This window comes from Humibacillus xanthopallidus (assembly GCF_006717145.1).
In the GTDB taxonomy this organism is placed as follows: domain Bacteria; phylum Actinomycetota; class Actinomycetes; order Actinomycetales; family Dermatophilaceae; genus Humibacillus; species Humibacillus xanthopallidus.
This window is the reverse complement of sequence record NZ_VFQF01000001.1, coordinates 1,251,564-1,271,786: the sequence shown is the minus strand read 5'-3', so window position 1 is coordinate 1,271,786 and position 20,223 is coordinate 1,251,564. Positions and strand designations below refer to the sequence as shown.

18 protein-coding genes are annotated in these 20,223 nt (G+C 71.6%); 9 read left to right on the top strand and 9 right to left on the bottom strand.

What is annotated here, in order from left to right; genetic code table 11:
• Positions 1 to 17 precede the first annotated feature (17 nt).
• Both moaA and FHX52_RS05720 read left to right on the top strand, forming a co-directional pair.
• Positions 18 to 1,067, top strand: a complete 1,050-nt coding sequence (moaA, locus tag FHX52_RS05725; protein ID WP_141820705.1) for a GTP 3',8-cyclase MoaA — start codon at positions 18 to 20, stop codon at positions 1,065 to 1,067.
• 324 nt (positions 1,068 to 1,391) lie between these two features.
• Positions 1,392 to 3,236, top strand: a complete 1,845-nt coding sequence (locus FHX52_RS05720; protein ID WP_185747096.1) for a substrate-binding domain-containing protein — start codon at positions 1,392 to 1,394, stop codon at positions 3,234 to 3,236.
• Positions 3,237 to 3,293: 57 nt separating this feature from the next.
• Here FHX52_RS05720 and FHX52_RS05715 read toward each other — a convergent pair whose 3' ends face one another.
• Both FHX52_RS05715 and FHX52_RS05710 read right to left on the bottom strand, forming a co-directional pair.
• Entirely contained in the window at positions 3,294 to 3,527 is a 234-nt protein-coding gene (locus tag FHX52_RS05715) for a hypothetical protein (protein ID WP_141820701.1), read from the bottom strand.
• Positions 3,524 to 3,817: a DUF3099 domain-containing protein gene (locus tag FHX52_RS05710; protein WP_141820699.1), complete on the bottom strand. Its 294-nt coding sequence runs from the start codon at positions 3,815 to 3,817 to the stop codon at positions 3,524 to 3,526. The genes FHX52_RS05715 and FHX52_RS05710 overlap by 4 nt, the downstream gene beginning before the upstream one ends.
• Positions 3,818 to 3,933: 116 nt before the next feature.
• On the opposite strand from FHX52_RS05710, the gene fabG reads away from it, so the two are divergent.
• The 3 genes from fabG (at position 3,934) to FHX52_RS05695 (ending at position 7,921) form a co-directional block, all read left to right on the top strand.
• On the top strand, positions 3,934 to 4,665 hold the full coding sequence (gene fabG / locus FHX52_RS05705) for a beta-ketoacyl-ACP reductase (protein WP_185747095.1): 732 nt from the start codon (positions 3,934 to 3,936) through the stop codon (positions 4,663 to 4,665).
• Between the two features lie 80 nt (positions 4,666 to 4,745).
• The gene (gene fabI, locus FHX52_RS05700) at positions 4,746 to 5,507 is read left to right on the top strand and encodes an enoyl-ACP reductase FabI (RefSeq protein WP_141820697.1); all 762 of its coding nucleotides are present in this window, start codon (positions 4,746 to 4,748) and stop codon (positions 5,505 to 5,507) included.
• 62 nt (positions 5,508 to 5,569) lie between these two features.
• Complete coding sequence (locus tag FHX52_RS05695) at positions 5,570 to 7,921, top strand: tetratricopeptide repeat protein (protein WP_141820695.1); 2,352 nt, start codon at positions 5,570 to 5,572, stop codon at positions 7,919 to 7,921.
• Positions 7,922 to 8,083: 162 nt separating this feature from the next.
• On the opposite strand, the gene cphA is transcribed toward FHX52_RS05695, so the two are convergent.
• The 5 genes from cphA to glgC form a co-directional block, all read right to left on the bottom strand.
• The gene (gene cphA / locus FHX52_RS05690; protein ID WP_141820693.1) at positions 8,084 to 10,972 is read right to left on the bottom strand and encodes a cyanophycin synthetase; all 2,889 of its coding nucleotides are present in this window, start codon (positions 10,970 to 10,972) and stop codon (positions 8,084 to 8,086) included.
• Positions 10,973 to 11,016: 44 nt separating this feature from the next.
• The gene (locus FHX52_RS05685; RefSeq protein ID WP_141820691.1) at positions 11,017 to 11,934 is read right to left on the bottom strand and encodes a cyanophycinase; all 918 of its coding nucleotides are present in this window, start codon (positions 11,932 to 11,934) and stop codon (positions 11,017 to 11,019) included.
• Between the two features lie 9 nt (positions 11,935 to 11,943).
• A complete protein-coding gene (serB, locus tag FHX52_RS05680) occupies positions 11,944 to 13,206 on the bottom strand; it encodes a phosphoserine phosphatase SerB (RefSeq protein WP_141820689.1) in 1,263 nt (420 codons plus the stop codon).
• Positions 13,207 to 13,292: 86 nt separating this feature from the next.
• On the bottom strand, positions 13,293 to 14,180 hold the full coding sequence (locus FHX52_RS05675; RefSeq protein WP_246069628.1) for an LLM class F420-dependent oxidoreductase: 888 nt from the start codon (positions 14,178 to 14,180) through the stop codon (positions 13,293 to 13,295).
• A gap of 14 nt (positions 14,181 to 14,194) precedes the next feature.
• On the bottom strand, positions 14,195 to 15,454 hold the full coding sequence (gene glgC / locus FHX52_RS05670; protein ID WP_141820687.1) for a glucose-1-phosphate adenylyltransferase: 1,260 nt from the start codon (positions 15,452 to 15,454) through the stop codon (positions 14,195 to 14,197).
• A 102-nt stretch (positions 15,455 to 15,556) separates the two neighbouring features.
• Here glgC and glgA point away from each other — a divergent pair, with 102 nt between their 5' ends.
• The gene (glgA, locus tag FHX52_RS05665; protein WP_141820685.1) at positions 15,557 to 16,759 is read left to right on the top strand and encodes a glycogen synthase; all 1,203 of its coding nucleotides are present in this window, start codon (positions 15,557 to 15,559) and stop codon (positions 16,757 to 16,759) included.
• Between the two features lie 51 nt (positions 16,760 to 16,810).
• On the opposite strand, the gene FHX52_RS05660 is transcribed toward glgA, so the two are convergent.
• Positions 16,811 to 17,542 (bottom strand): PIG-L deacetylase family protein, encoded by a 732-nt coding sequence (locus FHX52_RS05660; protein WP_141820683.1) that lies wholly within the window; start codon positions 17,540 to 17,542, stop codon positions 16,811 to 16,813.
• A gap of 53 nt (positions 17,543 to 17,595) precedes the next feature.
• Between FHX52_RS05660 and FHX52_RS05655 the strand changes: the two genes are divergently transcribed.
• Positions 17,596 to 18,000, top strand: a complete 405-nt coding sequence (locus FHX52_RS05655; RefSeq protein ID WP_141820681.1) for a pilus assembly protein CpaE — start codon at positions 17,596 to 17,598, stop codon at positions 17,998 to 18,000.
• Here the strand turns inward: FHX52_RS05655 and FHX52_RS05650 are convergent.
• Positions 17,997 to 18,761 (bottom strand): hypothetical protein, encoded by a 765-nt coding sequence (locus tag FHX52_RS05650; RefSeq protein WP_141820679.1) that lies wholly within the window; start codon positions 18,759 to 18,761, stop codon positions 17,997 to 17,999. The two genes, FHX52_RS05655 and FHX52_RS05650, sit on opposite strands and share 4 nt — an antisense overlap.
• A gap of 87 nt (positions 18,762 to 18,848) precedes the next feature.
• On the opposite strand from FHX52_RS05650, the gene FHX52_RS05645 reads away from it, so the two are divergent.
• Both FHX52_RS05645 and FHX52_RS05640 read left to right on the top strand, forming a co-directional pair.
• The gene (locus tag FHX52_RS05645; protein ID WP_141820677.1) at positions 18,849 to 19,634 is read left to right on the top strand and encodes an ABC transporter ATP-binding protein; all 786 of its coding nucleotides are present in this window, start codon (positions 18,849 to 18,851) and stop codon (positions 19,632 to 19,634) included.
• Between the two features lie 125 nt (positions 19,635 to 19,759).
• Complete coding sequence (locus FHX52_RS05640; protein ID WP_246069627.1) at positions 19,760 to 20,206, top strand: NfeD family protein; 447 nt, start codon at positions 19,760 to 19,762, stop codon at positions 20,204 to 20,206.
• Positions 20,207 to 20,223: the final 17 nt, after the last annotated feature.

Genomic DNA, 20,223 nt, shown 5'->3' with positions numbered 1-20,223 from the left:
GGCCTACAGTGGAACCCATGATCCGCCTCCCCGACCCGACGTTCCGGTCGGCCGCGCAGACACGCCCTGCCGGCCTCACGGGACTGGCCGACCAGTTCGGGCGGGTGGCCCGCGACCTCCGGGTGTCGGTCACCGACCGCTGCAACCTGCGCTGCACCTACTGCATGCCGGCGGAGGGGCTGCCGTGGATGCCCAAGCCCGACATGCTCAGCGACGAGGAGCTCTTGCGCATCGTCGGACTCTTCGTGCGCGACGGGATCACCCAGGTGCGCCTGACCGGCGGTGAGCCGCTGCTCCGGCGGTCGCTCGTGGATGTCGTCGCGGCGATCGCAGCGCTGCGCCCACGCCCGCGGATCGCCATGACGACCAACGGGGTCGGGCTCGACCGTCTGGCGGGGCGGCTCGCCGCGGCCGGCCTCGACCGCGTCAACGTCAGCCTCGACACCATCGACTCCGAGACCTTCACCCACCTCACGCGCCGCGACAGGCTCTCCGATGTCGAAGCGGGCCTCAAGGCCGCTGCTGACGCCGGTCTGACCCCGGTCAAGGTCAACGCCGTCGCGATGCGCGGCATCAACGACGCCGATGTCGCCGACGTGCTCTCGTGGTGCCTCGACCGCGGCTACGAGCTGCGGTTCATCGAGCAGATGCCGCTCGACGCCCAGCACGCGTGGGAGCGCAGCGACATGGTCAGTGCCGAGGAGATCCGCGCCCGGCTCTCCGAACGGTTCACCCTGACGCCGCTCCCGGCCGCCGACCGGGGGAGCGCGCCGGCGGAGCGCTTCCTCGTCGACGGAGGGCCCGCCACGGTGGGCATCATCGCGAGCGTCTCGCAGCCCTTCTGCGCTGCGTGCGACCGCACGCGCCTGACGGCCGACGGCCAGGTGCGCAACTGCCTCTTCTCGACGACCGAGACCGACCTGCGTGGCCCGATGCGCGACGGCGCGACCGATGACGAGCTGCTCGGGCTCATCCGGGGCGAGATGTGGCGCAAGCGCCGCGGTCACGGCATCGACGGGCCGGACTTCGTGCAGCCGGACCGGCCGATGTCGGCCATCGGGGGCTGACGCGCTCCGACGCTGCACGGGCACTCGGCCGCTCGGCATACGGCATACGGGAGGGAGGCGCGGCGGCGCGTCGACCTGCAGAAGGGGTACCGGACGCCCCCACTGGCCGCGGCGAGTCGTGGGGGAGCACCCGGGTAGTCCTTGGGCAGTCCGTGGGCAGTCCATGGGCAGCACCTCCCGTCCATGGCGCGCTTGTGTACGATGCCCGCAATTGGCTGGCTGCCGCGACCGGGACGGGGACCGCGTGGTCCACGTCAGCCTTTACGGCAACTGCGTCGCCCGGAGGCCGCCGTGGAGCAAGAGCCCGACCATCCGTCACGCCCCATGGGCCCCTACGAGCGAAGCCTGACCGAGAAGCCGGCCGCCGCCGGTGCGCCCTCGGCGACCGAGCGTCGAGGCGGCGGCCGCCACCGTGCCCCCGGGCGCGCGTCGCGGCGCTCCGTCCGTCTCGTGGTCCTCGGGCTGGTCGCCGCCCTCGTCGTCGGTCTCGGCGCCTTCGCGCTGCTCCGGCCGGACGACGACGGCGCCGATGCCGCGCTGGCCTGCGGCCCGACCCGCGTGCCGCTCACGGTGGCGGCATCACCCTCGCTGGCGCCCGTCCTCGCCAAGGCCGCCGCCGACTTCGACAGCGGCACCGAGTCGCTCGTCGACGGGCGGTGCACGACGACGAAGGTTGTGGCCACCGAGCCCGAGGCGTTCGGTGACACCCTGCGCACCGCGCTCGAGGCGGGCGGCGGGGCGAACGCGCCGACGGCGTGGATGCCCGACGCCAGCATCTGGAGCGAGGTGCTGTCACGACGCCCGGAGCTGGCCAAGGCGCTCTCGCCGTCGTTCCCCGTGGTCGCCGTGAGTCCCGTCGTGGTGGCAGCTCCGCGGCCGATGGCCGAGGCCCTCGGGTGGCCCGTGACCCAGCCGAGCTGGGCACAGCTGCTCGAGCTCGGGCGCAACCCTGCGGGCTGGGCCACGCGCGGGCACGCAGACTGGGGAAGGGCTCGGATCAGCTGGCAGGACCCCCTGACGGATGCCGCGAGCCTCAGCGCCATGGTGAGCCTCACCGACGGTGTCGTGTCTCAGGCGGACACCGCCGATGCCACCCGCCGGAGCCTGCTCCAGGCCCAGAGCGCCCTCGCCACCCTCCACGCCGATGCAGAGAAGGTCTTCGCCCCGCTGCGCGACACGACGAAGCCGGTCGCCGAGGTCCTCCGCTCCGCCTCGCTCCTGCCGACGACGGAGCACGCCGTGCGCACCTTCAACGCCTCGTCGCCACGCGTTCCGCTCGTCGCTCTCTATCCGACCGACGGCATCTACCCCAACGAGGTCCCGCTCATCACGGTCCGCGCCGGCTGGGTGACACCGCAGCAGCAGGCGGCCCTCGACCGGTTCGCCGTCTTCATCGTCTCCGGCCAGGCCGCAGGCCAGTTCGCGGCCGCAGGCTGGCGCACCCCGCGGCTCGAGACCGAGTCGGACATCACCGACGGTGCCGTCGCCTCCGAGCCTCGCTACACCCCGGCAGGGCCGAGCTCGTGGAAGCTCGCGCGGGCACTGCAGGGGTGGACTGCGGTCGACCGGCAGGGCTCCGTCATGGTCGTCCTCGACACGTCCGGGTCGATGAACGAGCGAGTCGCCGCCGCCGGCAACGCCACTCGCCTCGACCTCGCGAAGCAGGCGATCTCGGCGTCGCTGCCACTCTTCTCGGACCGCACCAACGTCGGTCTGTGGACCTTCTCGCGCAATGACAACCGGGCCGACTACACCTCGGTCCTCGACCTCGGTCCGCCGTCGCGCACGATCGGGGCGACGCCGGCGATGCAGGTGCTGCAGAAGTCGGTCGCCGGCCTGCGCGCCGACGGTGCGACCGGTCTCTACGACACCGTCATCGCCGCCGCCGACACCGCGCAGCGCAGCTGGCGTCCGGGCGACAACACGATCATCCTCATCAGCGACGGCAAGAACGAGGACCCCGGGAGCGCCACCCTCGAGCAGGTGCTGGGCAGGCTGAGGCCGCTCGCAGGCGGGGACCGCCCCGTCCGGATCCTCAGCATCGCCCTCGGCGGCGCGGCCGACGCCGCCACCCTGCGCACGTTCGCCGACGTGACCCGCGGCGAGGCCTACGTCGCCCGGCAGGCCGAGGACCTCGACAAGGTGTTCCTCGCAGCCCTCACGGACTGAGGGGCGCGCGCCCGTCGTCCGGCGGGCTCATGGTCTCCGAAGACGGTGCCGGGCGGGTCACCCGTCGGCGTCGGTCAGCTCCGCGACCTCGACGACCTCGATGAGGAAGCCCCGCAGGGCAAGGAAGTCGGCGAGCGACTGACGGTGCTGGTCGCACGCCAGCCAGACCTTGCGCCGCTCGGGCGTGTGCAGCTTGGGGTTGCGCCAGATGACGGCGTGGGCAGCGGCCTGCCGGCACCCCTTGGCGCTGCAGACGTGCTCGTCGTCAGGCGCGACGTCGCTCCCACTCACCGTCCGAGGCGCTGGGTGCGATCCAACGGCGGCGTGACGGCCTGGATCGAGCCGGCCTGGCGGGGGCGGACCGCATTCGCGACGATCACCGCGAAGTAGGGGATGAGCACCGCGCCGGCGACCGCAGCCCAGCGCAGCCACCCCGTCGTGACGAAGACGAGGCCGAAGCAGAGCACGCGGATGCCCATCATCGTCAGGTAGCGCTTGACGCGCTGGTCCTGGTCGTCGGAGGTGGAGCTGGCAGCCGAGGTGACGCTGTGCACCACGGGCTCGTTCTGGGGTCTTGCCACCTCTCTACGATAGTTCGCTGCCCGGTGGTCGGCCACGAGGCTGTCTACCCTTCGGTAGTCCGTTAGGTTGCGGGTCAGGCATCGACCGCCGGCACAGCCGGCCGAGGAGGAGCGCAGTGACCGCAGAGGCGCAGGAGAAGACCCCCCGCAACGTGCTCGTCACGGGAGGCAACCGCGGCATCGGGCTTGCCATCGCCCGGGCGTTCGTCGCAGGTGGCGACAACGTCGTCATCACCCAGCGGTCCGGCGAGCCGCCCGAGGGGCTGACCGCGGTGCGTTGCGAGGTCACCGACTCCGCGTCGGTCGACGCGGCGTTCACCGAGGCGGAGCAGGTCTTCGGAGGTCCGGTCGAGGTGCTCGTCGCCAACGCCGGCATCACGAAGGACACCCTCCTCATGCGCATGACCGACGAGGAGTTCGACAGCGTCATCGACACCAACCTCGCCGGGGCCTTCCGCTGCGCCCGCCGCGCCGCGACGGGAATGATCCGCAAGCGCCGCGGCCGCATCGTGCTCATCAGCAGCGTCGTCGGCCTCTACGGCTCACCCGGCCAGACCAACTACGCCGCGTCCAAGTCGGGCCTCGTCGGCCTGGCCCGGTCGATCTCGCGAGAGCTCGGTGGCCGCGGCATCACCGCCAACGTCGTGGCGCCCGGATTCATCGACACCGAGATGACAGCGGTGCTGCCCGACGACCAGAAGAAGGCCTACCTCTCCAGCATCCCCGCGGGCCGGTTCGCCACCCCGGAGGAGGTCGCCTCCGTCGTGCGTTTCGTCGCGAGCGACGACGCCGCCTACATCACCGGCGCCGTCATCCCCGTCGACGGCGGGCTCGGCATGGGGCACTGACCCCGACACACGGCATACGCCCGTATGCCGTGAAGCGCCTTGTGCAGCAAGCCTCCTCACCACAAGAGAAAGTCGCAGGCATGGGAATCCTCGAAGGCAAGAAGCTCCTCATCACCGGCGTCCTCATGGACAGCTCGATCGCTTTCCACGTCGCGAAGATCGCGCAGCAGGAGGGCGCGACCGTCGTGCTCACCTCCTTCGGCCGGACGATGAAGATCACCCAGACCATCGCGAAGCGACTGCCCGAGACGCCCGTCGTCATCGAGCTCGACGTCTCCGACCAGGAGCACCTCGACACGCTGGCCGACCGGCTCCGCGAGCACGTCGACGGGCTCGACGGCGTGCTGCACTCGATCGGTTTCGCGCCCCAGGGTGCCTTCAACTTCCTCGAGGGCACGTGGGAGGACGTCTCGACGGCGGTGCAGATCTCGGCCTACAGCCTCAAGTCGCTCGCCGTCGCGTGCCTGCCGCTCATGTCCGGGGGCGGCAGTGTCGTCGGCCTCACCTTCGACGCCAAGTTCGCCTGGCCCGTCTACGACTGGATGGGCGTCGCCAAGGCCGCCTTCGAGTCGACGAACCGCTACCTCGCCCGCGACCTCGGCCCCAAGGACGTGCGCTGCAACCTCGTCGCCGCAGGCCCGATCCGCACGACTGCGGCGAAGTCGATCCCGGGCTTCGAGCAGTTCGAGAAGATCTGGGACGACCGGGCGCCGCTCGGCTGGGACGTCAACGACCCGGAGCCGGCCGCCAAGGCCTGCGCGGCCCTGCTGTCGGACTGGTTCCCGGCCACGACGGGAGAGATCGTGCACGTCGACGGCGGCGTCCACGCGATGGGTCAGTGACCTTCTGATGAGGCGTGGGCGTGGCGCAGCGGGCACGCCGTCGGCTCGCTAGAGTCCTGCCCATGCCCGACGCCGGTAGCCCCTCCACCCCTGCCCTGACGTCCGAGCCAGGCACCGGCTCCGACAGCGCCCCGCCGACCGCTACGAGGCCGACGACGACCGGCGCGACGCCTGCCGACGTGGCCACGGACGTAGCTGCCGGGGTGCCTGTCGAGGTGCCCGGGGTGCGCGTCGACGAGGTGCGGGTGCTCGAGGGCCCCAACCTCTACTTCCCCCGCCCCACCATCAAGGTCAGCCTCCACCTGCACGGCTACCTGGCCATGCGGCGCACCGAGGCCGAGGCGCTGGCGAGGCGGCTCGGGATGCGGGCCGCCCGCCCCGGGCGCCGAGGCAGCGCCCTGCGGCAGCGGTTCGTCATGCGGGTCATCCGCACCGTGACCAAGCGGGTCGGCTCCGAGATCGGGGTCGGGCGCCTGGGCGTGCGGGTGCGGGCCGGCCAGACCGTCGACGACGTCGTCATCGCCTTCCCCTGGGTGCACCGCACCCGCGGCCAGGTGGCGGGTGAGCAGATCGGCGCGATGCTCGCGGGGCTGCTCGACCCGTCGCGGCGCTCCGACGAGGTCATCGAGGCGGCGGGCGCCGTCATCCTCGCCTCGCCGGACGGACCTCCGCCCAGCGTCCTCACCCCGCGGGTCCCGGTCGCCTCTGTGACCGGCACCAACGGCAAGACGACGACGACGCGCCTCATGGCGCACATGTGCATGACCGCCGGCCTGCGCACCGCGTGGAGCTCGACCGACGGCGTCGTCGTCATGGGCGAGACCAAGGAGGCCGGCGACTTCTCCGGCCCGGCCGGCGCCCGAGGAGTGCTCGAGACGCCCGGTCTGGAGATCGGCATCCTCGAGACCGCCCGGGGCGGCATGCTGCTCAAGGGGATGGGCGTCACCGCCAACGACGTCAGCGTCGTCACGAACGTCAGCGCCGACCACCTCGGCCTGCAGGGGATCGACACCCTCGACCAGCTCGCCGAGGTCAAGGCCATCGTCACGACGGTGACCAAGCCCGAGGGGTGGGTCGTGCTCAACGGCGACGACCCGCGCGTCTGGGCGATGCGGCACGGCATCAAGGCGAAGCCGTGGGCCTTCAGCCTCGACCCGGCCTCGCCCGCGCTGTGGGAGTCGATCAACCAGGGCGGCCGCGGCATCACCGTGCTCGACGGCGAGATCGTCGTGCTGTCGCAGAACGGCGACCCCGATCGTCTCGTCAAGATCGTCGACGTGCCGATGACCCTCTCGGGCCTGTCCCACAACAACATCGCCAACGCCCTCGCAGGCGCCGCCGCCGCCCTGGGTCTCGGGGTGGCGCGCTCGGCCGTCATCGAGGGCCTGCGCACCTTCGCACCCGACCCCGAGCACAACTGGGGTCGCCTCAACACCTACTCGCTCCCGCTCGAGACGGGTGGCCGGGCCACCATCATCATGGACATGGCCCACAACGAGGCGGGCCTCGAGGCGCTGCTCGAGGTGGCCCGCGGTCTTGCGGCGCCCGGCGGGGCGGTGCGCCTCAGCCTCGGGTGTGCGGGTGACCGCACCGACGAGGCCATCATCGCGATGGGCGAGATCGCCGGCCGCGGCGCCGAGGAGGTCGCCCTCAAGATCGCCCGTCACTACCTGCGCGGACGCGACGCCGACGACCTGCTCGACCTCTTCCGCGAGGGGCTCGCCAAGGTCGGCGTCCTCGACGTGCCCGGCTACGGCACGGAGCTCGCCTCGCTCGAGGCCCTCGCACCGCACGCGCACGCCGGCGACGTCATCGCCCTCATGTGCCACGCCGAGCGCGCCGAGGTCGACGCCTGGATTCGCGAGCACGGTGGCACGGTCGACGACGCGCGCACGATCCGTCGCAAGGTGGTCGCAGCGCGTGGCGAGCACGAGCTCGAGTCGGAGATCGCCGCCCTCTGGAGCATGGACGACGCGGCAGCGCGGGTCACCGAGGCGCAGCAGCTCGTCGACGACCACCCGGGGGATGCCCGCCTCGTCTTCGAGCTGGCCGGCGCGAGGGACTCCGCCGGTGACGAGCAGGCGGCGATCGGTCTCTACGAGCAGGCGCTGGCGGCCGGTCTCAAGGAGCCGCACCGTCACCGCGCCCAGCTCCAGCTCGCTTCGAGCCTGCGGGTCGTCGGCCGCGCCGCCGAGGCCGCCCCGATCGTGGACGAGGTCCTCGAGGCACGGCCGCACAACACGGCGGCCATCATGTTCCGGGCGCTCGTGCAGGCCGACCTCGGTCAGGAGCGGCAGGCCGTCGCCGACCTCATCCGCGCATCGCTCGAGGCGACGACGGACGTCGACACGCAGTCCTACCGTCGTGCCCTGCGCGCCTACGCGGACGAGCTCGCCCCACCGCACGCCGACTGAACCGACGCCTTCTCAGCCGAGTGCCCACCTCTTGCGGGGTGAGACGCGCGGGCCCTGGCGCTCGACATGACATCGAGGTTCTCTTGACGTGCCCTCGACGGCGAGTGCCCGGCCGCCGACGCGGTGAGGCGTCGGGAACCGGGCACTCGAGCCGGGCTGAGCTCAGATGGCCGTGTCGTCGAGGGGTGGGTGGGTCTCGCCGGGGACGACGGCAAGGGCCTCGCCCTCGGCCTCGGTGCCCTCTGCCTCCGCCGTGGAGGTGAGGGTGGTCGGGTCGAGGTCGGGGTCGCTCGTGGCGGCGCTGGGCAGACCGATGCGGGCGCCGGCCTGCGCGTGCTTGGTGCGCTCCTCGAGCTCGGTGACCACCATGGCGTGCTGGTCGACGCACATGACGACGAGGTCGCCCGGGTTGGTGCGGGCCAGGACGTGACGGGTGGCCTCGAGCTCGTCGAGCACGACCTCCACCTGCCGGCACCGGGCCCCTTCCTGAATGGCCGTGTGGGCACCCTCCGCGATGAGGGCCGCCGTCTCGCCGGGCTTGCGGCCGCGAAGCCGCTCGTCCTCGCGGATGACGATGACGTCGAAGTGCTGGGCGGCGACGTGGCCGAGCTCGCGCATGTCGTCATCGCGGCGGTCGCCGGCGGCGCCGATCATGCCGATGCGCGAGGTCTTCGTCAGGTCGTGCTGGCCCTGCTTCTGCGCGGCGTAGCGGTCGACGAAGGCGCCGAGCTCCTTCATGCCGGCTGCGTTGTGGCAGTAGTCGACGAAGACGTCGGCGTTGCCCACCTCGATGAGGTTGAGGCGGCCGGGGGAGAGGTAGTAGGTCGTGGCGAAGGTGCGCAGTCCCTGACGGATGTCGTGCAGCGGCGCGCCCGCGGCGAAGGCGGCGCCTGCTGCTGCCAGGGAGTTCGCCACGTTGAAGCGGGCGGCTCCGCCGAAGGTGGCGGGGAGCAGGTGGGTCCAGGCGAGCTGCATGCTCCGCCGGCCGTGCTTGATGACGATCATCTCGCCGCGCTCGCTCGGCTCGAGCACGACGGCGCGACCACCGCGACGGCAGTAGTCGTCGACGAAGTCGCGCACCTCGCTGCCCGGCTCGGCCATCGTGAACCAGACGATGCCTCCGGAGCACCGGCGGCGCATGTTGCGCACGTGCGGGTCGTCGGCGTTGAGGACGGCGAAGCCGTCGCGAGGCACGGCCTCGACAATGACGGCCTTGACGTCGGCAAGCTGGCGCAGGGTGTCGATTCCCTTGAGCCCCAGGTGATCCGGCTGGACATTCGTCACGACGGCGATGTCGTTGCGGTCGTAGCCGAGGCCCTCGCGCAGGATGCCACCACGGGCGACCTCCATGACGGCGAAGTCGACGCGGGGGTTCTGCAGGACCATCCGCGCCGAGCGCGGCCCCGAGGCGTCGGCCTTGATGACGAGCCGCTCGTCGATGACGACGCCGTCGGTCGAGGTCATGCCGACCTTGCGCCCCAGGCCCTTGAAGATGTGGGCGATCATGCGCGAGGTCGTCGTCTTGCCGTTGGTTCCGGTCACCGCCACGATCGGCACCCGCGACTGCGCGCCGGGCGGGAAGAGCAGGTCGACGACCGGCTTTGCGATGAACTGGGGCTCTCCCACCGTGGGATGCGTGTGCATTCGGAAGCCGGGAGCGGCGTTGACCTCGCAGATCGCGCCACCCGTCTCACGCACGGGGTAGGTGATGTCGGGGCAGATGAAGTCGATGCCCGCGACGTCGAGACCGACCATGCGCGCGGCTTCCTCGGCGATCTCGACGTTGTCGGGGTGCGCGTCGAACGTGCGGTCGATCGAGATGCCGCCGGTCGACATGTTGCCCGTCAGGGCGAGCTTGACCATCTCGCCCTCGGGCGGCACGGACGCCAGGGTGTAGCCCTGCCCGGCGAGGATCTCCTCGGCGTTCGCGTCGACCCGGATCTTGGTCAGGACCTTCTCGTGGCCGACGCCGCGGCGCGGGTCGGCGTTCGTGATGTCGACCAGCTCGGACACCGTGCTCGTGCCGTCGCCGATGACGTGTGCCGGCACCCGCTCGGCGATCGCCTGCATCTTGCCGCCGACGATGAGGCACCGGTAGTCGCGCCCGGTGACGAAGGACTCGACGATGATCGTGCCGCGACGCGACTCCGCCTTGGCGATGTCGTAGGCCTTCTCGACGTCGGCGTCGTTCATGAGATTGAGGCAGACCCCGCGTCCGTGGTTGCCGTCGAGCGGCTTGACCACGACCGGGAAGCCGATGCGGCGGGCCGCCTCGACGGTGCCGCGCATCGTGCGGGCCGACTCCTGCTTGGGCACGGGGAGCCCCGCCGACCCGAGCAGCTTGGTCGTGAGGTCCTTGTCGCTGGCGATGTCGACGGCCAGGGCGCCCGTCTTGGAGGTCATCGTGGCCCGGATGCGCTGGGCGTGCACGCCCTGGCCGAGCTGCACAAGCGAGGCGGAGTTGAGCCGGATGAAGGGGATGTCGCGCGATGCGGCCTCCTCGAGGATGGCCGCCGTCGAAGGACCGAAGGCCACGCGCTCCGCCTGGCGCAGGAAGGCGTTGAACTCGGTCTCGAAGTCGAAGCCGTCCTCGGGGGCCACGAGGTGATTGAGCAGCCGGACCGACAGCTTGCCAGCCGCGACGCCGACGGTCTCGTCGGTGTAGCTGTAGACGACGTTGTAGCGGCCGCGCACTCCCTTGACCGCGCGCGTCTTGCCGCGCCGCGACTCGTGGCCGGCCAGCGTCTGCAGCTGGAGGGCGACGTGCTCGGCGACGTGGCCGAGCCAGGTTCCCTCGTGGAGCCGCTCGACGAACCCGCCTCGGCGTCCACGGGAGCAGGTGTGGTTGTAGAGCCCGGGCACGGCCTCGAGCAGCTGCTCGGTGAAGCCCGGGAGCGACACGGTGGGGTAGTCCTCGAGAGAACCGAGGTCGACGACGAGGTGGATGGCCTGCTGGTAGGACCAGATGTTGGGGCCCCGGTAGATCCGCGTCTCGAGGATCGTGAGGTCCGGGCGGGCCGGACCGGTGGGGGTGGGGACCTCGACGGCCATGGAACTCCTCCTGCGGGTCGTCTGGAACGGACTGCTCGTGGGGCTCAGTGAGCAGCGCTGCTGGGGGTGGAGCGCGCGGCGCGGACCTTCGCGGGGACGACCGCCCCCTCGATGTCCGGGTGGCGCTCGACGAACGCGGTCAGCTCCACGTGCTGCAGGTCGAAGGTACTGCCCGTGGGCAGCGTGTGCACCACCGCTCCGGAAACGAGCAGCGGGGCGCCGCGGCGCGCGTCGGGGGCGTCGGTGATGGCGTTGCGAGCGTTGACGACGAAGATCGCGCCCGCCCCGATGACCGACATGACCTTGGCATCGCGGATCTCGGCGGCGGTGTTCTCGTCGATGCCCATGCCGAGCAGGTTGGGGGAGGCCGCGACCATCGACATGAGACGGCCGTAGCGACCGCGCTGGTCGAAGTGCTGGTCGATGATGACGTCCTCGACGAGACCCAGCCCGGCCGAGATCTGGCTGGCGCGCTGGCGGGGGGTCAGGCCCTCCTCGCCGAGCGAGATCATGTAGCGGCTCATGATCGAGGCGCCGGCCGAGGTGCCTGCCACCACGGCCCCCCGCTCGTAGGCGCGCACGATCGCGTCGCCCACCGGGGTGCCGACGACGTTCTGGGCGAGCTTGACCTGGCTGCCACCGGTGAGGAAGACACCGGTGGCCGAGTCGAGGGCGGCCACGAGCTCCGGGTCGCCTCCCTCTCGCCGCGTGGCCGGGTGGACGACGGACACCTCGCCGCCGCGCAGCCGGGTGAAGACGTCGCGGTAGGCCTCGGAGACCTCCTGCGCGAAGGACGACGCGGTCGGGATGACGACGATGTGCGACCGGCGCCCGCCGGCGAGCTTGACGAAGCGCTTGAGGACGACCGACCTCCCGATGCGGTCCTCGGCGCCCCCGATGATGAGCAGGGTGCGGCGTGGGGTGGACCGCTGGCTCGATCCGGACGATGTCACGCTCTGCATCGGTCCAGCCTAGTGAGACGCGTGAGGGACCGGAGGAGCGTGGGTCGGCGTGCCGTCGTCGAGATCGGCTTCCTCGATCTCCTCGCGCGAGATGCCGAGCAGGTAGAGCACCGAGTCGAGGTAGGGCACGTTGACCGAGGTCTGCGCCTGCTCCTGCACGATCGGCTTGGCGTTGAAGGCGACTCCGAGTCCTGCGGCGTCGAGCATGTCGAGGTCGTTGGCGCCGTCGCCGATGGCCACGGTCCGGCTGAGCGGCAGCCCCTCCTGCTCCGCGAACTCGCGCAGGGCGCGTGCCTTGCCGGCCCGGTCGACGACCTCGCCGACGACGCGCCCGGTGAGGTGGCCGTCCTCGATCTCGAGACGGTTCGCACGTGCGTGGTCGATGCCGAGGTCGTCGGCGAGCGCGCCGACGATCTCGATGAACCCGCCGCTGACGAGACCCACCGTGAAGCCGAGCCGCTTGAGGGTGCGCACGAGCGTGCGGGCTCCCGGCGTCAGCTCGACAGCGTCTCGCACCTCGTCGAGCACCGACGCCGGAAGGCCGGCGAGGGTGGCCACGCGCGCCCGGAGCGACTCCTCGAAGTCGAGCTCGCCGGCCATCGCCCGCGCCGTGACCTCGGCGACCTCGGCCTCGCGGCCGCAGTGTGCAGCGAGCAGCTCGATGACCTCCTGCTGGATGAGCGTCGAGTCGACGTCGAGCACGACGAGGCGACGCCCCCGGCGAGCGAGGCCACCGGGGGCGACCGCGATGTCGATGCCCTCGGTCGTCGCGACGAGCGCGAGCTCGGTGCGCAGCGACGGCACGTCGGCCCCGGAGATGTCGAACTCCACCGTCGTCACGGGGTAGCGCGAGAGGCGCCGGATGCGGTCGATGTTGGCGCCGTGCTCGGCGATCCGGGTCGTGACGCGCGAGACCGCGCTGGCCCGCAGGGGAGCGCCGAGCACGACGACGGCAGCCCGGCCCTGGCGCGGCCGGGCGTTGTCGCCGCTGCCCTCGGTGACGGTCAGCACGAGGCCGAGCCGGTGCGCGGCCACGGCGGCGGAGTCGCGCAGCTGCTCGACGTGCGATCCGGGCCGGAGCAGCAGGGTGAGGGTGAGGTGGCCGTGCACGACGACCTGCTGGATGTCGAGCACCTCGGCGCCGACGCCGGAGACGGCACTGAGCAGGGTGCCCGTGACACCGGGCCGGTCGTCACCCGTCACGGTGATGCTCAGGGTGTGGCCGTCTGCCCCGTCGTCGGTCGGCTGGGACGGTGCGCTCGCTTCGGTCACCCGGTCAGGGTAGTGAGGCGGCCGGCGCGCGCGCCCGGCCATCCGGCATACGGCACCGAGGGGGTATGCCGGATGGCTGCTGCCGCTCAGGCCGTGGGGTCGCCCGTGGCTCGGTTGACGTCGTCACGCCACTGGAGCAGGTCGCGCACCCGGCCGAGGTCGGGGTCGGCGGCTGCGACGCTCGCAGTGAAGAGTCGCGTGCCGACGTCGTGCAGCTGCTGGGCGTTGCTCGCGTAGTCGCCCGACTGGTCGGGGTTGCGCCCCGGCACGAAGGCCACGCCGGCCGAGCGCTCGATCTCGAGGGGGTCGCGTCCCCGGCGCGCACACCACGCGTCGAGCACGCGGTGCTTGTGCGCGATCTCCTCGGGGCCACCGAAGCCGTGCCAGATGCTGGCGTGCTCGGCGACGATGCGCAGCGTCTTCTTCTCACCCCCGCCGCCGATGAGGATGGGGATGTCGCGGGTGGGCGCGGGGTTGAGCTTCGTCCAGCGCTCGCGGATGACCGGCAGGTCGCGGTCGAGGTCGTCGAGGCGGCTGCCGGCCGTGCCGAACTCGTAGCCGTACTCGTCGTAGTCGAGCTGCGCCCAGCCCGACCCGATGCCGAGGATGAGCCGGCCCTCGCTCATGTGGTCGACGGTGCGCGCCATGTCGGCGAGCAGGCTCGGGTTGCGGTAGCTGTTGCACGTCACGAGGGCGCCGATCTCGACGCTCTCGGTCGACTCGGCCCACGCGCCGAGCATCGTCCAGCACTCGAAATGCAGGCCGCCGCGGTCACCGCTCAGAGGGAAGAAGTGGTCCCAGTTGAGCAGGACGTCGACCCCCATCTCCTCGAGCGTCGCGACGGTGCGACGGATCTCTGCCCAGGTGGCGTGCTGCGGCGGCACCTGGATGCCGACGCGGGCCGGCCGAGGGTCGGATGTGCTTGTCGGAGCGGCCTGCTCGTCGATGGTGGTCTCTCCGGTCTCAGAGGTCATGGCGCGCCGTCACGTCACCGCGTGACGGTCTGGCCCTTGCCGACGACGACGATGCCCGTCTCGGTGACGTGGAAGCCTCTTGCGCGGTCGTGCTCGTGGTCGATGCCGATCTGGGCGCCCTCCGGAACGACGACGTTCTTGTCGATGATCGCGCGGCGGATCTGGGCGTGCCGGTGCACCTCGACGTTGTCGAGCAGCACCGAGCCCTGGAGGCTCGCGTAGGAGTGCACCTTGACGAGCGGCGAGAGGACCGAGGCGTAGACGTGGGCGCCGGACACGACGACGCCGGGCGAGACCGCCGAGTTGAGCGCCTCGCCGATGCGGTCGCCGCTGCCGTGCACGAACTTCGCCGGTGGGTAGGGGCTGTGGCTCGTGTAGATCGGCCAGTCGTAGTTGTAGAGGTTGAAGACCGGGTGGATCGAGATGAGGTCCATGTGCGCGTCGTAGTACGACTCGATCGTGCCGACGTCGCGCCAGTAGCCGCGGTCGCGGTCGGTGGCGCCCGGCACCTCGTTGATGCCGAAGTCGTAGACGGCCGCCTCACCACGGCTGACGAAGTCGGGCACGATGTCGCCGCCCATGTCGTTCTTGCTGCCCTCGCGCTCGTGGTCGCGGACCACGGCCTCCTCGAGCGCCGACGCCGTGAAGACGTAGTTGCCCATCGACGCGAGGATCTCGCCCGGGTTGTCGGGCAGGCCCTGCGGGTCGGAGGGCTTCTCGCGGAAGGCGGCGATGCGCAGGGGGTCCTCGGGGTCGACCTCGATGACACCGAACTGGTCGGCCATCGAGATCGGCTGGCGGATCGCCGCGACGGTGCAGGCGGCGCCGGACTCGATGTGCTGGTCGACCATCTGGCTGAAGTCCATGCGGTAGACGTGGTCGGCGCCGACGACGACGACGATGTCGGGACGCTCGTCGTGCACGAGGTTGAGGCTCTGGTAGATCGCGTCGGCGCTGCCGAGGTACCAGTTCTTGTCGACGCGCTGCTGCGCCGGCACCGTGGTGATGTAGTTGCCGAGCAGCGTCGACAGGCGCCAGGTCTTCGTCACGTGGGCGTCGAGGCTGTGCGACTTGTACTGCGTCAGCACGACGACCTTGCGGTACTCCGAGTTGACGACGTTGGACAGGGCGAGGTCGATGAGGCGGTAGATCCCGCCGAAGGGCACGGCCGGTTTGGCACGGTCGGCCGTCAGCGGCATGAGTCGTTTGCCCTCACCTCCCGCGAGGACGATCGCAAGGACCTTGGGACCACCGGCAGCGCTTCGTCGGGCCATGGACGCCACCCTAGGGCCAACATCGGCGCACCGGCAGGTCCAGCGCGCGGAATGGCTCCGGCTTTCCGCGCCTCGGGATGGTCTGCGGGCTAGGGTCGGACCGTGCGCGTCGACATCCTCAGCAAGGAGTACCCCCCGGCCATCTACGGAGGCGCCGGCGTCCATGTGGCCGAGCTCGTCAGGGCTCTTCGTGAACGCGGTGGCATCGACGTGCAGGTGCGCTGCTTCGGCGCGCCGCGCGAGGAGACAGGCACCACGGCGTATGCCGACCTGCCGGAGCTCGCGCAGTCCAACGCCGCCCTGCAGACCCTCGGCGTGGATGTCAGCATGGCCGGCGACTGCGTCGGCGCCGACCTCGTGCACTCGCACACGTGGTACGCCAACATGGCCGGGCACCTCGCCTCGCTCCTCGGCGGTATGCCGCACGTCGTGACCGCCCACTCGCTCGAGCCGATGCGCCCTTGGAAGGCCGAGCAGCTCGGTGGCGGCTACCGCGTCTCGTCCTGGGCCGAGCGCACCGCCTACGAGGGCGCGGCCGCCGTCGTCGCGGTGAGCGCCGGCATGCGCGAGGACATCCTCAAGAGCTACCCGTCGCTCGACCCGGCCCGAGTTCACGTGGTGCACAACGGGATCGACTCCCAGCTGTGGGCGGCGGACCGGTCGCCCGAGGCGACGGAGACGGTGCGCCGTCACGGCGTCGACCCCGACAAGCGCTCCGTCGTCTTCGTCGGACGGATCACGCGCCAGAAGGGCCTGCCCTATCTCCTGCGTGCCTGCGCCGAGCTGCCTCCGGACGTCCAGCTCGTGCTGTGTGCCGGCGCGCCGGACACCCCCGAGATCCTCGCCGAGGTCGAGGGGCTCATGAACGACCTGCGCGCGCAGCGCGAGGGGGTCGTCTGGATCCCCGACATGCTGCCGCGCGCCGAGGTCATCGCCCTGCTGAGCCACGGCACGGTCTTCGCGTGCCCCTCCGTCTACGAGCCGCTCGGCATCGTCAACCTCGAGGCGATGGCGTGCGCGCTGCCCGTCGTCGCCACGGCGACCGGCGGCATCCCCGAGGTCGTCGTCGACGGCGAGACGGGGTGGCTCGTGCCGATCGAGCAGGTCCAGGACGGCACCGGCACACCCGTCGACCCGGAGCGCTTCGTCGCTGATCTCGCCGCGGCCCTCAACGAGGCCGTGTCCGACGTCGACCGGGCCTCCGCGTTCGGCAGGGCCGGTCGCACCCGGGCCGTCGAGTCCTTCTCGTGGGCGTCGATCGGCGACCGCACGCTCGAGGTCTACCGCTCGGTCCTCGGCAGCTGAGCGACGCTGGCGGGCGGCCTGACCGTCGTGTGTCGGCGGCCGGCTCGCGCGTCAGCCGATGAGCCGGCCGGTGACGGCATACGGCACGCCCACAACCTCGGCGGGCCCACCGAGAATGCTCCCCAGCAAGTCTGCGGGAGAAGGGTATTCAGGGCCGAGCGCCTTGAGGTAGGCGGCGTGCGCTGACAGTGACGCAACAGCCGCGTCGAAGTTGTCAGACACGTCGACGTAGTGCGACGGCTCGGGGTCGACGGCGATGAGCAGCTGGCGCACCTGCCACGGCTCGAGGCCCTCGTCGACGAGGTCGGGGAAGATCCACCGGTTGCCGGCGTCGGCCTTGGCGTCGAGCACCGCGAGCCCCACTGCCCGGTGGTCGGCCTGGTTGACCTGCCCGCCGGGGAAGCGGTCGGCATACGTCAGCGTGACGAGCAGGTCGGGGCGTCGGATGCGGATCTCGCGCGCGATGGCCCGGCGCAGGGGCAGGCCGTGCTCGACGACGCCGTCGTCGAAGCCGTCGACGAACTCCACGACCTCGACGCCGACCTCAGCGGCACCGTCGCGCTCCTCCTGCTCGCGGGCCGGTCCGGCCTCCGCGGGGTCCATCGTGTCGATGCCGGCCTCGCCGCGGGTGGCGAGCAGGTAGGTCACCGTCTTGCCGGCGCGCACCCACTTGTCGACGGCTGCGGCCAGGCCGTACTCGAGGTCGTCGGGATGGGCCGCCACGCACAGCACCGTCTCGAAGGTCGACTCGTCGAGGGGCTGGAGGGCGGGCGCGTCGGTCATGCCCGCGAATCTACCGACCTTGAGGCGCGGCCGGACGGATGTGAGGATGAGTCATGCTGCCGATCGAGCTTGCCCGACGCCTTCGCACCGCCGGCCTCGAGTGGACCCCGCGCGCCGGGGACCGCTTCGTCCTGCCCGTCTCGGGCATGGAGGAGGAGGTCTTCGTCATCAGCGACCTCACCGTCGACGTCCACCACTTCAAGACCGGTGACGTCATCGGCTTCAACGGCACGACCGAGTGGGCGCTCGACAGCATCGAGCAGGACAAGGCCGTCTGGCTGCCCCGTGAGGACCAGCTGCGCGACCTCCTCGGTGACACCTTCGTCATGCTCGAACAGCTCGACGGGGGGTATGCCGTGTCGGTCAGTCGACCTGACGGCTCCGTCGAGCGCCACGCCGACATCGAGGCCGAGCGCGCTTACGCCAGAGCGCTGCTCGCGGCTCTCGACGAGGTCTAGGCCGGCCGCCAGCCGGCGAGCGTCATGACGGCGACGTTGGTCGCCTGTGCGAGCGCGGTGTCGGCGTCACCGCCGAGGGAGCGCAGGGCGGCCGAGCGGGACGTCATCGTCGCGGTGTCGACGCCGCTGGAGCCGAGGGCCGTGAGGCTCGTGGCGCGCTCGGCGAGCTGCGACGCGGTGCCCGCCAGCGACATGATGCGCAGGGCGCGTCCGGGGGTCGTGCGGGGCACGCCCCAGAGCCTGGTGTCGAGGTCGGACTCCGCTGCCGCACGCGCCTCCTGACCCCAGGGCTGGCCGCCGATGTCAGCGAGCCTCGCCGTGTGCTCCGCGAGGCGCGTCATCAGGGTGCGCTCGACGTCGCGCAGGTCGAGCATCTCGAGCCGGTGGCGGGGGACCGGGTCTGCGTCGTAGGCCGTCCAGTCGATGCGATGGCCAGTGTCGCCCTCGGGGCCGAACGACGTCAGCGTCGGCACGAGCAGGCCGCCGATGCCGGCCACGTAGACGCACTCGCCGGCCTCGGCGGCGTGGGCGGTGGCTGCGGTGGACGCCCGCGGCATACCGCTGACGTCGCCGGGGCGCGGAAGGGCCACGAAGAGCGCCCCCTCGCCGAGGTCACGCCAGACGTCGAGGCGTGCCAGGTCGCCGGCCACGTGGTCGAGGTCGGGGAACGACTGCGCGAGGGCGTCTCGGGTGGGCAGGTCTCCGCGCCACGCCGCCGTCACCCAGAGGGCGAGGCGGACGGAGGCGGGGAGCTCGGACACCCAGTCATCGTAGGTCGGTGCACGAACCCCCGACAGGAGGGCGGTGTCGCAGGCGAGACGGCAGCGGGCGTGCCATAGGGTCGGGGCATGAGCGACGTCCTCGCCTTCGCCGGTGTCACCGTCCGTCGTGGACCGTCGACCCTCATCGAGGACGTGACCTGGGAGGTCGAGGAGGGCGAGCGCTGGGTCGTGCTCGGCCCCAACGGCGCCGGCAAGACGACGCTGCTGCAGATCGCCGCGGCGCGCATGCACCCGACGACCGGGGTCGCCGGCATCCTCGGCGAGGTGCTGGGCGCCGTCGACGTCTTCGAGCTCCGCCCGCGCATCGGGCTCGCGAGCTCCGCGATGGCTGAGCGCATCCCCGCCGACGAGGTCGTCGGCAACGTCGTCGTGACGGCGTCCTACGGCATCATCGGACGCTGGCGCGAGCAGTACGACGACCTCGACTACGCCCGCGCCATGGAGCTGCTCAAGGCGCTCGGCGCCGAGCACCTCGCCGACCGGCACTACGGCACGCTGAGCGAGGGGGAGCGCAAGCGCGTCCAGATCGCCCGCGCCCTCATGACCGACCCGGAGCTCATGCTCCTCGACGAGCCCGCCGCCGGGCTCGACCTCGGCGGCCGCGAGGACCTCGTGCGCCGCCTCGGAGACCTCGCGGCCGACACGGAGGCCCCCGCCATGGTGCTGGTGACCCACCACGTCGAGGAGATCCCGCCCGGCTTCACCGACGTCCTCATGATCCGCGGCGGCCGGGTGGTCGCCGCCGGTCCGATCCCGCTCACCCTCACCGCCGAGAACCTCAGCGAGACCTTCGGCCTGCCTCTCGTGCTCGAGCAGCACGGCGAGCGCTACTCGGCCCGCGCCAAGACGTGACCGGAACGAGTTCGCGCCCCGCCGCAGCGGCTCAGGGGAACTGAGGCACAATCGAAGTCGTTACACGAGTGACGCAGGGGACGTCGGCCGTCGGCGTACCGTCGCAGGAAGGCAGGGTGGCCACAGTGGGCGCGGAACAGGCATGGATGGTCTGGCTCGGGGTGGCCCTCGTCCTGGTCGCGATCGAGACGGTCACCGTCGACTTCACCTTCCTCATGCTCGCCGGCGGCGCCGTCGGGGCCTCCGTCGCCGCGGCGTTCGGCGCCGGTCCGGTCGTGCAGGCGGTCGTCGCAGCCCTCGTGGCGGTCGCGCTCCTCGCGATCGTCCGTCCGTGGATGAAGCGTCGCTTCACCGCCAAGGCTCCCGAGCTCATGGGGGCCGCAGCCCAGGTCGGCCGCTCGGCCTACGCCATTGACCGGGTGACACCGGCAGGCGGACGCGTCAAGCTCTCGGGCGAGACGTGGTCGGCCCGCACCCTGCGAGACAACATCGAGCCGGGGGAGGAGGTCGTCGTCGACTCGATCGACGGAGCGACCGCCATCGTCAGCCGGGCCCACGTCGTGGGCAGCTGAACCGCCTGGCGCCAGCC

Bases quoted from the DNA above. Each gene is read 5' to 3' on its own strand.
- moaA (WP_141820705.1), top strand. From the start codon at position 18: ATGATCCGCCTCCCCGACCCGACGTTCCGGTCGGCCGCGCAGACACGC.
- FHX52_RS05720 (WP_185747096.1), top strand. From the start codon at position 1,392: ATGGGCCCCTACGAGCGAAGCCTGACCGAGAAGCCGGCCGCCGCCGGT.
- fabI (WP_141820697.1), top strand. From the start codon at position 4,746: ATGGGAATCCTCGAAGGCAAGAAGCTCCTCATCACCGGCGTCCTCATG.
- FHX52_RS05695 (WP_141820695.1), top strand. From the start codon at position 5,570: ATGCCCGACGCCGGTAGCCCCTCCACCCCTGCCCTGACGTCCGAGCCA.
- cphA (WP_141820693.1), bottom strand. From the start codon at position 10,972: ATGGCCGTCGAGGTCCCCACCCCCACCGGTCCGGCCCGCCCGGACCTC.
- FHX52_RS05685 (WP_141820691.1), bottom strand. From the start codon at position 11,934: ATGCAGAGCGTGACATCGTCCGGATCGAGCCAGCGGTCCACCCCACGC.
- FHX52_RS05675 (WP_246069628.1), bottom strand. From the start codon at position 14,180: ATGACCTCTGAGACCGGAGAGACCACCATCGACGAGCAGGCCGCTCCG.
- glgC (WP_141820687.1), bottom strand. From the start codon at position 15,454: ATGGCCCGACGAAGCGCTGCCGGTGGTCCCAAGGTCCTTGCGATCGTC.
- FHX52_RS05660 (WP_141820683.1), bottom strand. From the start codon at position 17,542: ATGACCGACGCGCCCGCCCTCCAGCCCCTCGACGAGTCGACCTTCGAG.
- FHX52_RS05655 (WP_141820681.1), top strand. From the start codon at position 17,596: ATGCTGCCGATCGAGCTTGCCCGACGCCTTCGCACCGCCGGCCTCGAG.
- FHX52_RS05645 (WP_141820677.1), top strand. From the start codon at position 18,849: ATGAGCGACGTCCTCGCCTTCGCCGGTGTCACCGTCCGTCGTGGACCG.